9 protein-coding genes are annotated in these 11,552 nt (G+C 58.4%); 8 read left to right on the top strand and 1 reads right to left on the bottom strand.

Annotation, left to right across the window (positions count from 1 at the left end; genetic code table 11):
* Positions 1–214: 214 nt before the first annotated feature.
* On the bottom strand, positions 215–1,297 hold the full coding sequence (locus tag HDE77_RS09405; protein ID WP_184417058.1) for a PilT/PilU family type 4a pilus ATPase: 1,083 nt from the start codon (positions 1,295–1,297) through the stop codon (positions 215–217).
* Between the two features lie 108 nt (positions 1,298–1,405).
* Between HDE77_RS09405 and HDE77_RS09400 the strand changes: the two genes are divergently transcribed.
* The 8 genes from HDE77_RS09400 to HDE77_RS09365 all read left to right on the top strand — a co-directional run bounded on the left by HDE77_RS09400 (position 1,406) and on the right by HDE77_RS09365 (position 11,409).
* Positions 1,406–2,017, top strand: coding sequence for a DUF4398 domain-containing protein (locus tag HDE77_RS09400; protein ID WP_184417008.1), 612 nt, complete (start codon positions 1,406–1,408; stop codon positions 2,015–2,017).
* The gene (locus HDE77_RS09395) at positions 2,014–2,622 is read left to right on the top strand and encodes a hypothetical protein (protein ID WP_184417006.1); all 609 of its coding nucleotides are present in this window, start codon (positions 2,014–2,016) and stop codon (positions 2,620–2,622) included. Before HDE77_RS09400 ends, HDE77_RS09395 begins: the two co-directional genes overlap by 4 nt.
* Before the next feature lie 424 nt (positions 2,623–3,046).
* Positions 3,047–3,274, top strand: a complete 228-nt coding sequence (locus tag HDE77_RS09390) for a YdcH family protein (RefSeq protein ID WP_184417005.1) — start codon at positions 3,047–3,049, stop codon at positions 3,272–3,274.
* A gap of 197 nt (positions 3,275–3,471) precedes the next feature.
* A complete protein-coding gene (locus tag HDE77_RS09385; protein WP_184417004.1) occupies positions 3,472–4,842 on the top strand; it encodes a pyridoxal-phosphate dependent enzyme in 1,371 nt (456 codons plus the stop codon).
* Between the two features lie 133 nt (positions 4,843–4,975).
* Positions 4,976–6,805 carry a glutamine--fructose-6-phosphate transaminase (isomerizing) gene (gene glmS / locus HDE77_RS09380; protein ID WP_184416998.1) on the top strand — a complete coding sequence of 610 codons (1,830 nt, stop codon included), beginning with the start codon at positions 4,976–4,978 and terminating at the stop codon, positions 6,803–6,805.
* 608 nt (positions 6,806–7,413) lie between these two features.
* Positions 7,414–8,523 (top strand): DUF262 domain-containing protein, encoded by a 1,110-nt coding sequence (locus tag HDE77_RS09375; RefSeq protein ID WP_184416997.1) that lies wholly within the window; start codon positions 7,414–7,416, stop codon positions 8,521–8,523.
* A complete protein-coding gene (locus tag HDE77_RS09370) occupies positions 8,520–9,242 on the top strand; it encodes a HEPN domain-containing protein (RefSeq protein ID WP_184416995.1) in 723 nt (240 codons plus the stop codon). Before HDE77_RS09375 ends, HDE77_RS09370 begins: the two co-directional genes overlap by 4 nt.
* 682 nt (positions 9,243–9,924) lie before the next feature.
* On the top strand, positions 9,925–11,409 hold the full coding sequence (locus tag HDE77_RS09365; protein WP_221444197.1) for an N-6 DNA methylase: 1,485 nt from the start codon (positions 9,925–9,927) through the stop codon (positions 11,407–11,409).
* Positions 11,410–11,552: the final 143 nt, after the last annotated feature.

Below are 11,552 nucleotides of genomic sequence, written 5' to 3'. Positions count from 1 at the left end.
TGCCTACGGCCAGATGCGGCTAAGGTCCCTCCACCCCGGCAAGCCCTTTCTGACTCGCCGCCGTCAAACATACAAGCGACTTCAGTCGCGATGCTTTCCCGTAGCACCACATCAAAAGCATCGCGACTGAAGTCGCTCCCACAAGAGCATCGCGCACCGAGCCTGCCCCTGACTTGATCCAGGGCCGCGCTCCTTCGGGGCGCCAGTCGTGAAACTAGAAGCCTATGCCGTACGGGTCGGCGACCAGTTCCTGGTCATCGGAGCCGCCTTCGGCAAGCCGGATCTTCAAGGCCAGGCCGTCGCGCGAGTCGGACTTGCTGAGTGCTTCTTCCAGTTCCACGCGGCCATCCTTGTACAGCCGGTACAGTGACTGGTCGAACGTCTGCATGCCTTCCTGCAGGCTGCGATCCATCGCTTCCTTGATCTCGTGGATCTGCCCGCGGCGGATCATGTCGCGAATCAGCGGGGTATTCAGCAGCACTTCGGCCGCGGGAATGCGGCGACCGTCCTTGCCGATCACCAGGCGCTGGCTGATCACCGCGCGCAGGTTCAGTGCCAGGTTCATCAGCACGTTCTTGTGCGCCGATTCCGGGAAGAAGTTGAGGATGCGCTCCAGCGTCTGATCGGAATTGTTGGAGTGCAGCGTGGCCAGGCATAGATGGCCGGTTTCGGAGAACGCGATTGCCGCCTCCATCGTGTCGGTGTCGCGGATTTCGCCGATCATGATCACGTCCGGCGCCTCGCGCATCGCGTTTTTCAGCGCCTCGTGATAACTGTGCGTGTCCAGCCCCACCTCGCGCTGGTTGACGATCGACTTCTTGTGCCGGTGCAGGTATTCGATCGGATCCTCGATGGTGAGGATATGGCCAGCCGTGTGGCGATTGCGCTGGTCGATCATCGCCGCCAGCGTGGTCGACTTGCCCGAGCCGGTGGCGCCCACTACCAGGATCAGCCCGCGAGGCTCCATGATCAGATCGCGGAAGATGGTGGGCAGCTGCAATTGCTCGATACTGGGGATCTCGCTCTTGATCGCGCGGATCACCATGCCCACTTCGCCGCGCTGCTTGAACACGTTGATGCGGAAGCGGCCGGTTTCCTTCACGGCGAGTGCCATGTTGAGTTCGAGGTTGCGCTCGAACTGCGGTACCTGGCCTTCGTCCATCAGCGAGTAGGCGATCTTTTTGACCATGCCACCGGGGAGGCCAGTGTTGCCCAGTGGATATAGCTTGCCCTCGACCTTGATGTTTACCGGGGCGCCGGTCGTCAGGAACATGTCCGACGCGCCTTTGTCTACCATAAGCTTGAGGAAGTAACCGATGTCCACGTGTGTCCCCAGTTTCGATGCACGTTGCAATGATGGATTATGCCCGCCCACAATACGTCGCGACACTCTATGAGGAATGTGATGGTGCACATCTTTTCGCCGCTGACCAGCTCTTTTGGTCGCATCCGTATGGCTACGGCCACTTTGGGGCTGGTAGTGGCCCTGACCTTGGCGCTTGGCGGCTGCGCCACGGTGCCCCCGCCCGATGCCTCGATGAATCTGGCGCAGGCCCAGCTGCAGGCGGCGCGCGATGCCGGGGCGGCGGACTACGCGCCGGTCGACCTGGGCTTCGCGCAGGACAAGTTCCAGCAGGCGCAGGCGGCGATGGCTGATCGCAAGTATGCCGATGCGTCTGATTTGGCCGAGGAGTCGCGCGCGGACGCCGAACTGGCGCAGTCCAAGGCCCGACTCGGTGCTGCGCGAGCGCAGATCCAGGGCCGGCTGCGGGACAATGGGCAGTTGCGAGAACAGGGCGAGCAGGCTGAGGCGGCGCTGCAGCAGTTGCAGCAACAGCCAGCGGTTCCGCCGAGCGCGTCTTCCAGTGCGCAACCGGCACAGCCCACGCAGGACATGCCGGCACCGGCTTCGTCCACCTTGTCCGCCCCGCCGCCGGGTGGTGGTGGCTTCGAGACCGTACCTGAAAACAATCAGCAGCCAACCTCCAGCTCAAGCACCCAGGGGGGCCAGCCATGAAGCGATTCACTGTCACTTTCGCCGCGATCGCACTGGCGCTGGGCGTTGTCGGAACCGCGCATGCGCGCAAAGACGATATCGACATCAGCCGCCTGACCAGTAGCCTCGACCAGCTCGCCAGCGACCCTGTCCTGGGCAGCTATGCGCAGGCGGAGCAGGCGCGCGCACGCGACGCCATCAACCGGTTGGCGCAGGCAAGCAAGCATGATCGTGAGCTGGATCTGTATCTGGCCGAAAGGCGGGTGGATCTGGCCAAGACCGCCGCGCAACTGCAGGATGCCCAGGTCAAGCTGACCCAGCTCGACCGCGAGCACGATCAGATCCTGCTCGAAAACAGCCGGCGTGACACTCAAATGGCGCAACTGCAACTCGAGCGCCAGCGCCTGCAGAACCAGATGGCGCAAGAGGAAGCCGCACGCCTGCAGCAAGAGGGGCAGCTGGCGACCGACCAGGCACGTGCCGAAGCAGACCAGGCGAAGAAGCTGGCAGCAGCCCAGGCCAAGGTAGCCAAGGCTGCCCGTCAAGAGGCAGCGCTGGCCGCGAAAGCTGCCAAGGCCATGCGGTCACAGATGCAGGACGGCAGCTCGACATCGTCTGGGCACTGACACCCGGCAACGGACACTGAAGTCCATCCATGTGCGAGGCATCGGCGACGGTGCCCCGACCGATGCCGACACAAGCCGCAGCCGGCGCCACGCATCGATCGCCGTGGTTCCAGCGGCGATGTCGTGGATTCGCTGGCGGCAATCTAAAATACTGTTTTGACAGGTTTTTAACCGGTGTTTCACTCACACGGAAAAGAGCCTTCAACGGACTTGCACCACTCTGATCGGCGGAGTAGCGTCAAAGCCCCACGAGGCATTCCTGCTTCGTGGGTCATTGATCTGAACCATGCCCCATTCCCACGTTTACTTTCCCCACCTGCGTACCGAGATTCGGGCGTGGGTCGTGGGTGTGTGCATGCGTTCAACTGTGTGCGGGTGACCGATGTCACGGCGCCCGCAAGTTCAACTGCGAGGAGGTCCGATCATGTTTGAAAACCAGCAGCGCGAGGATGTCGAGGCATTGATGAATGCCGATGCCGAATTCCGCCGGCTCTATCAACATCACAAGCAACTCGACAGCAAAGTGCACGACGCCGACATCGGCGTGCTTCCCATCGACGATATGACCCTGGCCAGCATGAAGAAAGAGAAGCTGGTCGCCAAAGCGCGATTGGAACGCATGTGGGCGGATCGGGCGCATCGCACCCACTGAAGCTGCGGTTTCATGTGAATGGCGGCCCCGGCCCCTTCCTGTCTTCATCGGAGGGGAGCCGGGGCCGCAGCACGTTCGGCCCTGAATTATTCGGGTAAGCACCTGCAGAACCGGTAGCTGGATGGCTCGGCTATCATGGCGCTCTAGTCAGGTGATGCGGTGCAGGCATCACTTGCGTCCCATCCAACGGAGTCACCATGACGGTCCACCAGAGTGTTCTTGAACTGATCGGACGTACCCCGATGGTACGCGCGCAGCGTCTCGATACCGGGCTGTGCGAGTTGTTTCTCAAGCTCGAGAGCGCCAACCCCGGTGGTTCGATCAAGGACCGCATCGGGCTTTCGATGATCGAGGGTGCCGAGAAGGTCGGCAAGATCAAGCCGGGCGATACCCTGGTTGAAGGCACCGCCGGCAACACCGGCCTGGGCCTGGCGCTGGTCGCGCAGCAGAAAGGCTACCGCCTGATCCTGGTGGTGCCCGACAAGATGAGCCGCGAGAAGATCTTCAACCTCAAGGCGATGGGCGCCGAGGTCGTGCTGACCCGCTCAGACGTTGCGAAGGGGCACCCGGAGTACTACCAGGACATGGCCGAGCGCATTGCGCGGGAAACGCCGGGCGCCTATTTCATCAACCAGTTCGGCAACCCGGACAACCCGGCCGCGCACATCGCCACCACCGGGCCGGAAATCCTCGAGCAGATGGACGGCAAGGTCGACGCGATCGTGGTCGGCTGTGGCTCCTCCGGCACCATGACCGGACTGTCGCAGTATTTCGCCGAGCACTCGCCGGCGACCGAGATCGTACTGGCCGATCCCGTCGGTTCTATCCTCACCCAGTACATCAACGAGGGCACGCTCTCGACCAAGTCCGCGAGCTGGATGGTCGAAGGTATCGGCGAGGATTTCCTGCCCAGCATCAGCGACTTCTCGCGAGTGAAGAAAGCCTACGCAATCTCCGACAAGGAGAGCTTCCTCACCGCCCGCGAGCTGCTGGCGAAAGAGGGCATGCTGGGTGGTTCGTCCACCGGCACGCTGGTGGCGGCGGCGCTGAAATACTGTCGTGAACAAACCAGTCCCAAACGCGTCGTGACGCTGGTCTGCGACACCGGCAATAAATATCTGTCCAAGATGTACAACGACTACTGGATGCTCGACAACGGCTTCCTCGAACGCGAACCGCACGGTGACTTGCGTGATCTGCTGCTGCGTCCGTTCGCCCAACGCGACACCGTGGTAATCGGTCCGAACGAATTGCTGATCACCGCGTATACGCGCATGAAACTCTATGACGTTTCGCAGCTGCCGGTGATCGATGGCCACAAGCTGGTCGGCATTGTCGATGAGTCCGATGTGCTGATGCATGTGCATGCCGACGAGACGCGCTTCCGCGACCCCGTTTCCACCGCCATGATGAGCAACCTGCAGATGCTCTCGGTGAGCGAGCCGATCGAGGCGCTGCTGCCGGTGTTCGAGCGCGGACATGTGGCGATCGTGGTTGATGGCGAGCAGTTCCTTGGCCTGATCACCCGCATTGATCTGTTGAACTATTTGCGCCGCAAGGTGAACTAAGCAGCACATTCCGGTCGCGTCGGTCGCGAACGCGAACTGCCAGTCCATGAAAGCCTGCAGTAATGCAGGTTCGGCAAGATCACCGTCTGTGACGGAGCCTGGAGCTCCGCCTCCATCATGAGGAGCTCTGCCAATGTGTGGAATTGTTGCTGCCACCGCTCAGCGGGATGTCGCGCCGCTGCTGATTGTCGGTCTCAAGGCACTGGAATACCGCGGCTATGATTCGTCCGGCGTGGCCGTGCTCAATCACGGCGTGATCCAGCGCGTGCGGGCCAAGGGCAAGGTGCGGGAAATGGAGGCGCTCTACCTCGCCGACCCGTTCCCCGGTGGCACCGGTATTGCGCACACTCGCTGGGCCACGCACGGCGTGCCGAACGAAGCAAACGCACATCCGCATGTAGCAGGCCGCGTGGCGATCGTGCACAACGGCATCATCGAAAATCACGCCAGCCTGCGCGCCGAGCTACAGGCACGTGGCTACGTCTTTACCTCCGAAACCGACACCGAGGTCATGGCGGCGCTGATTGACGAGCGTATCGGCCAGGGCCTGAAGCTGCGCGAGGCGGTGCTGGCCACCGTGCGCGAACTGGAAGGGGCCTACGCCATCGCCGTGATCAGCCGCGACGAACCGGGCCGTGTGGTGGGTGCGCGCCGCGGTGCTCCGCTTCTGGTCGGCGTGGGCATTGGTGAAAACTTCCTCGGCTCGGATGCGCAAGCGCTGATCCAGGTCACCAACAAAATGATTTATCTCGACGAAGGCGACGTCGTCGAGATTACCCGCGACAGCGTGCACGTGTATGGCCTCGATGGCCATCCGGTCGAGCGCGCCGTGCACGAGAGCGAACTTTCCTCCGATGCCGTCGAGCGTGGCGAATATCGGCACTACATGCAGAAGGAAATTTTCGAGCAGCCGCACGCCGTCGCCAATACTCTGGAAGCGCGCATCGGGCCGCACGGCGTGCTGCCGAATATCTTCGGTATCGACAGCCATGTCCTGCTGCAGCGCACGCGTGCCCTGCACATCATTGCCTGCGGCACCAGCTATCACGCGGGTCTCGTTGCGAAGTACTGGATCGAGGAATACGCGCGCTTGCCGGTCAGCGTGGAAGTGGCCAGCGAGTACCGTTACCGCGAAGCGGTAGTGCCTACGGACACGCTGTTCGTCGCGATTTCTCAGTCGGGCGAAACGGCCGACACGCTGGCGGCGTTGCGCGAATCGCGTCGCCGCGGTTATCTCGGCACGCTGGCGATCTGCAACGTGCCGGAATCCTCGCTGGTGCGTGAGGCGGATCTGAAACTGATGACCCGTGCCGGCCCGGAGATCGGCGTCGCTTCGACCAAGGCATTCACCACCCAGCTGGCCGGCCTGGCACTGCTGACGCTGGAGCTGGCGCGTTCCAATGGCCTTGATCCGCAACGCTACGCCGCGCTGTGCGAGGAGTTGCAGCACCTGCCGCGCGCCATCGAGAATGCATTGAAACTGGAGCCAGCGATCATCGAACTGGCGGCCGAGTTCATCCATCGCCAGCACGCACTATTCCTCGGCCGCGGCGCACATTATCCGGTGGCACTGGAAGGTTCGCTCAAGCTCAAGGAAATCTCCTACATCCACGCTGAGGCGTATCCGGCCGGTGAGCTCAAACATGGGCCGCTGGCGTTGGTCGATGAAGACATGCCCGTCGTGGCAGTAGCCCCGAACGGCCCGCTGCTGGACAAGCTCAAATCCAATCTGCAGGAAGTTCGCGCCCGCGGCGGTCGCCTCATCGTGTTCGCAGACGGTGCCGCCGGCATGGATGACATGGCCCACTACGGCACCATGCTGCGAGTGGAGTCCGGCGGCAGTTTCATCGCCCCGGCCGTGTTCACCGTGCCGCTGCAGTTGCTCGCCTACCACGTCGCCGTGCTGCGCGGCACCGACGTCGACCAGCCACGCAATCTCGCCAAATCGGTGACGGTGGAGTGACCCCGACCAAATGAAAGCGTAGTTGGTGGTGAGACCTAATAGAGATGCCAACTCCGTAATAGAAGTTCCAACTGGCCTAGAAATTTGTCTAGGTCGCAAATAATAGTGATCCCAACTGCACCGTTACTCTCAACTGGATTCCAGTGGTGGGCTTTTCATGACTTTGGCCGCGAAGGCTGCCCGAATAGTTCATTAGGGTCCAACTAAGGCGTTTTCACTGTATCGGCCCGCAGATAGCGCTCCTTCTTGGGGGGATTCATTTCTGTGCATCCGTGCACGCACCTGCGTGCGCACGTCACCTGGTGCGGTCAGTGGGGCAGATCTAGTGTCACCATCTATCACGTCGGCTCGTTAGCCGTGAAATGCACCTACTGAGCAGTCTCCGCTGCATCGATGCGGAAAAAGCAAACCAACAAGCGCCTTGTGCACTTCGGCGGAGACCCGCCCTGGAGTCGTGCTAAATTGCAGCTTTGCTGAAAGCGACGCGTATTGCTCATTCGGAGCTATTGCGTTTGGTGGCATGTTCAGGCGAACCGGGATTTTTAGCTGTGCGCTAATCTGCTTAGGTTTGAGATATTTCCGTCACACTGCACGGCGAGAGGAGTGGTATGGCCACCAAGAAGATTTTGAGTCAAGATCAAGAGTCCCTTGCAGACGCATTGTTCCCTGTCGAACTTGAGGATGAGTTTGAAGAGGCCATTCTTTCAATTCCTCCCGAAAGGCGCATCCTACGCACTGAGCAGTACGATTTTTCGGTGTCGACACTGGTTGGTATGATGGATAAAAAAGAGGTCACCATCCCTGAGTTTCAGCGGCGCTACGTTTGGAGCGACCGTCAAGCTTCAAGGCTTGTTGAATCTCTCATTATCCAATGCCCTATTCCCGTCATCTATATGAACCAAGAGCGCGATGAGACGTTCTCAGTCATCGACGGCAACCAGAGGCTCAACAGCCTTAAGCGGTTTGTTGAAGATGCATTTCCTCTGTCCGGTCTCACAAGTTATCCAGAACTAGCCGGGCTCAAATACTCTCAGCTCGACAAGCGATTTCAGCGGCATATTGGTAATAGAGCTCTGCGCTGCACTGTCATCCTCAAGGAGACCCACCCTCAGGTCAAATTCGACGTGTTCGAACGTTTGAACTCTGGCGCGGTTGCATTGACACGGCAAGAGCTAAGGCATGGTCTCTATTATGGGACCCTCCTTAAAGCAGCTTCTGCCGTTGCTAAGGAACTCAAGCTCGATGGTCACTTCAGTGCCCGCAAGGACAAGCGCATGAAGGCTGAGGAGCTAGTCGTCCGTTACTGGGCCTTGAGCGAGAGCATCGGGGCGTACGAGAAGCCGCTCGCTTCCTTCATTTCGAACTATGCGGAAACGAACCGGAATCCCGATGAGGCTGATCTTAAAGAGCTGAGCGAAAACATTCGACGCGCTCACAAGCGCGCCGTTCAACTCTTTGGTCCTTATACGTTCACGTTCTCAAGAGACGGCAGGTCGCGTTTCAACGCCGCAGTTTTCGACGCGCAGATGGTGGCGTGCTCCAAACTCACGCCAACGAGGTTCAACACACTCCTCGCCAACAAGGAAAAAGTTCGAGCCAAGTATGAAGAGCTGCAGGAAAACGCCGAATTCGGGAGAAGTGTCACATTGGCAACTAGCGATAAAGCAGCTCTTCAGGGGCGCATCCATAAGGTTGCCAGTCTTCTTAAAAGCATATGACCTACCAGCGCAGCCGTGCTCGCCGAGAATTTGAATTACAGATCGACCAAGCACTTAAAGAGCTTGTACCTCTGTACAAATTTGCTAAAAAAAATGGTGGTGCAGGTGGTACGCGCTTACTGGGCGCTTACTATGTATTTGCCTTCAGCCAACTTGAGGTCTATATCAAGAGTTTCGTGGAAGATTCACTCTCTGCAGTAAACGCATCAAGTCCGACGTTCGATAAATGGCCAGACCTCATGTTGGCCTATCTTCTGCACAAAGGTGAAAATTTAGGTGCTGATTATCGGAAGTTCAGCACTAGCGAGGATGAGGGGGCCATCTTAGAGAGGGTTGCACAAACGGCACGAAAGATTGCTGCTTGGGGTGCTGGTGGTCCGATAACAACAGTCGTTGACACCGCTGATTTCCTTGAGAAGAAAAAGTATCCTTCCCCCAAGAATCTGCCACAACTCTTTAAAAGGCTAGGCGTGAAGAAAATTTGGGCAGTGGTGAGTGCCGCCGGCAAGATGAATAGTGAATTGATTCTCACGTCATTGAACGACCTTCGGACGAACATAGCGCATGAAGGTAAGGTGCCGCCCGGCTTCAGTGTTGCGGATCTCCGGGACCGGTTAGACCAGATGCTTCGCTTTGTCGCGGCCCTAGACCGTGGAGTGTCAAAATACTTCTGCACGGACGTGATGACCCGCTCTACTTGGAACGGATCTATGGTTTAGGAAAGCTAAAGATAGTTACAGCCGAAAATGGGGCAATCTGCCTTTCGGCGTCTCAGTCGGGCGACCCTTTAGAGTCTCGCGCAATCTACAAACTCTGGACAGATCCAGCCGCTTGAGGTGATCTGGCGAAGTTCGTCTTTCTAGCGAGGATTTAGGAATGGAGTTCTGTAACGTCCGCAGGCGAAAGGACGTGCTGTTTGCGATGGCGGCACTTCTTCCTGTCCGCACGCAGGTCGTGAATGCGTGCCCTCAGCCCAAAGGCAAACAATGCTGGGCTAGAGTTCGAGAAGTCGATAGAAATAGCTTAGGATGGCACCCACTGCTCCCGCAGAGGCCCACCAGGAAGGCGCCCGATGGTCGAAGAATGGATATCAGCTATCTATGTGCCGTCCGAGCCGGGTAGCGATCGAGCGGCGTCTTGACAACATCGCACTCAAAACTTGCGATCAAGCGGCGCATTCGGATGCTCGGGGAAGCAGCTAGGCGCCGAAAGTGCAGTGCATCTTGTGCTGTAGGAACGCTGTTAAAAGCGTGGTGTGACATTGCTTACTCATCAGTTCGACCTCTTAGTCTGCCCTTCTCTAAAGCGTTCGCCGCAGATCCCGAGGCCATAGCCTTCGTCAAGCTACTTTGTCAGCTTGATTTTCTAGAGGCAACTTATTGGCTCAGCTCAGTCTACGCAATGTTGTCGGAAGATGCGTATCGCAAAGAGCTGGCGATGTTCTTCACACCAACATCTCTGACCAAGGGATTGCTGGATGACTTAGGTGAACAGGGCGTCGATTTCGGAAGCCAGTCCTTCTTTGATCCAGCGTGTGGGGGCGCAGCTTTTCTTGCGCCTATCGCGTTGCGCATGCGGAGCGCGCTGCTGGCCAAAGGTGCAACGCCTATCCGATTGCTGAAGCACATCGAGGCGAACCTCTACGGCACGGATTTGAATAAGACGCTATGTGAGCTATCCCGGCATTTCCTGTGCATGGCATTAAACGATGAAATCAAGAAGACGGGCTACGCGCCAACCTTCAAGATTCAACATGTCAATTCTCTGACAAACCTTGGGTCTCGGCTGGGCAAGATTGACGTGGTCGTCTGTAATCCTCCCTACCGAAAGATGTCAGCTGAAGAGCTTCGGCCGCTTCGTGTTGCCTACGGAGAAGTGATTGATGCCCAGCCGAATCTTTACGGTCTCTTCATCGCACTTTGCGTCAACCTGCTTCGCATTGGTGGCTACGCAGCGATGGTTACGCCCACAAGCTTCTTGTCCGGAAAGCAATTCGGTCGGTTACGTAGGTTTCTTATGCGCCACACCGATATCGCCCACGTCGGAATGGTAAGTGACCGATTTGGCGTCTTCATAGACGTCGAGCAGGAGACGGCGCTAACGATATTGCGGCGACGTGTCGAAGAGGACCGCGCCACTACGCGTGCCAACGTCTCCGTCGTCTCGGGGACTGGCAAGTACAAGAATGTAGGGGAATGTGTTCTTCCCAATGCAGGTAAAGTCTGGCCCATCCCACGATCTGTGGGCGACGTTGAGCTCCTTAAGGTCGCCACACTCTCAGAATTCAGGCTTTCGGACTACGGTTACAGAGTACGAATTGGTGCATACGTCTGGAACAGAGACAGGCGGCCAAAGTACGAATCTTTAAAGAAAGCCAAGAAGGCCAAAGCGCACGCTCCGATCCCTTTACTATGGTCGCGGGATATTTCCGTCGCTCGTACCGTGCAACTGGGGGGGGCGAATGCAACTCAGGGAGAGCCGAGCTTCATCGACGTTGGCCAGAAAACGCATTCCTCGGTGGTGACTGCTCCAAGTGTGGTCATACAGCGGGTCACTTCAAACGACCAGCCCCGCAGATTGGTCGCAGCGGCTGTCTCCCCGAGCGTTCTTGCAACGTTTGGAGGGTTCATCGGAGAAAACCATGTCGTTATAGTCGAGCAAGTGGTCGACAATCCCGAGCTATCACCTAGCAAGCTTGCCAAGCTCCTCAGTACGCATGCAATTGATCGCTATTTCAGATGCATCTCGGGCGCGACGAACGTTTCGGTCTTCGAGCTCAATCAATTGGCACTGCCAAACCCGCGCGATCTGAAAGTGGCCCTGGCCAAGGGCAATTCTATGGAAGAAGCTGCAGCCCAGTCTTTTGGCGTTGCTAACGGACGTTGAACTCAGGAGGCGGCCCAGCTCGGGCTTGACAGATGCGACCATTCAAATCGTTCACCGATCGTCAAGCCGACCAAGCGAAATCTCGTGAAAAGCTTGTTGAGCGAGCCCGGAAGCTCGCGGCCCGCCCAGTCAATTCGACGCAA

Origin of the sequence: Rhodanobacter sp. MP7CTX1 (genome assembly GCF_014205795.1) — a bacterium.
Lineage (GTDB): Bacteria > Pseudomonadota > Gammaproteobacteria > Xanthomonadales > Rhodanobacteraceae > Rhodanobacter.
This window is presented reverse-complemented; position numbering and strand designations above follow the sequence as displayed.

Coding starts and splice junctions, on each gene's coding strand:
- HDE77_RS09405 (WP_184417058.1), bottom strand. CDS start 1,297: ATGGTAGACAAAGGCGCGTCGGACATGTTCCTGACGACCGGCGCCCCG.
- HDE77_RS09400 (WP_184417008.1), top strand. CDS start 1,406: ATGGTGCACATCTTTTCGCCGCTGACCAGCTCTTTTGGTCGCATCCGT.
- HDE77_RS09395 (WP_184417006.1), top strand. CDS start 2,014: ATGAAGCGATTCACTGTCACTTTCGCCGCGATCGCACTGGCGCTGGGC.
- HDE77_RS09390 (WP_184417005.1), top strand. CDS start 3,047: ATGTTTGAAAACCAGCAGCGCGAGGATGTCGAGGCATTGATGAATGCC.
- HDE77_RS09385 (WP_184417004.1), top strand. CDS start 3,472: ATGACGGTCCACCAGAGTGTTCTTGAACTGATCGGACGTACCCCGATG.
- glmS (WP_184416998.1), top strand. CDS start 4,976: ATGTGTGGAATTGTTGCTGCCACCGCTCAGCGGGATGTCGCGCCGCTG.
- HDE77_RS09375 (WP_184416997.1), top strand. CDS start 7,414: ATGGCCACCAAGAAGATTTTGAGTCAAGATCAAGAGTCCCTTGCAGAC.
- HDE77_RS09370 (WP_184416995.1), top strand. CDS start 8,520: ATGACCTACCAGCGCAGCCGTGCTCGCCGAGAATTTGAATTACAGATC.
- HDE77_RS09365 (WP_221444197.1), top strand. CDS start 9,925: ATGTTGTCGGAAGATGCGTATCGCAAAGAGCTGGCGATGTTCTTCACA.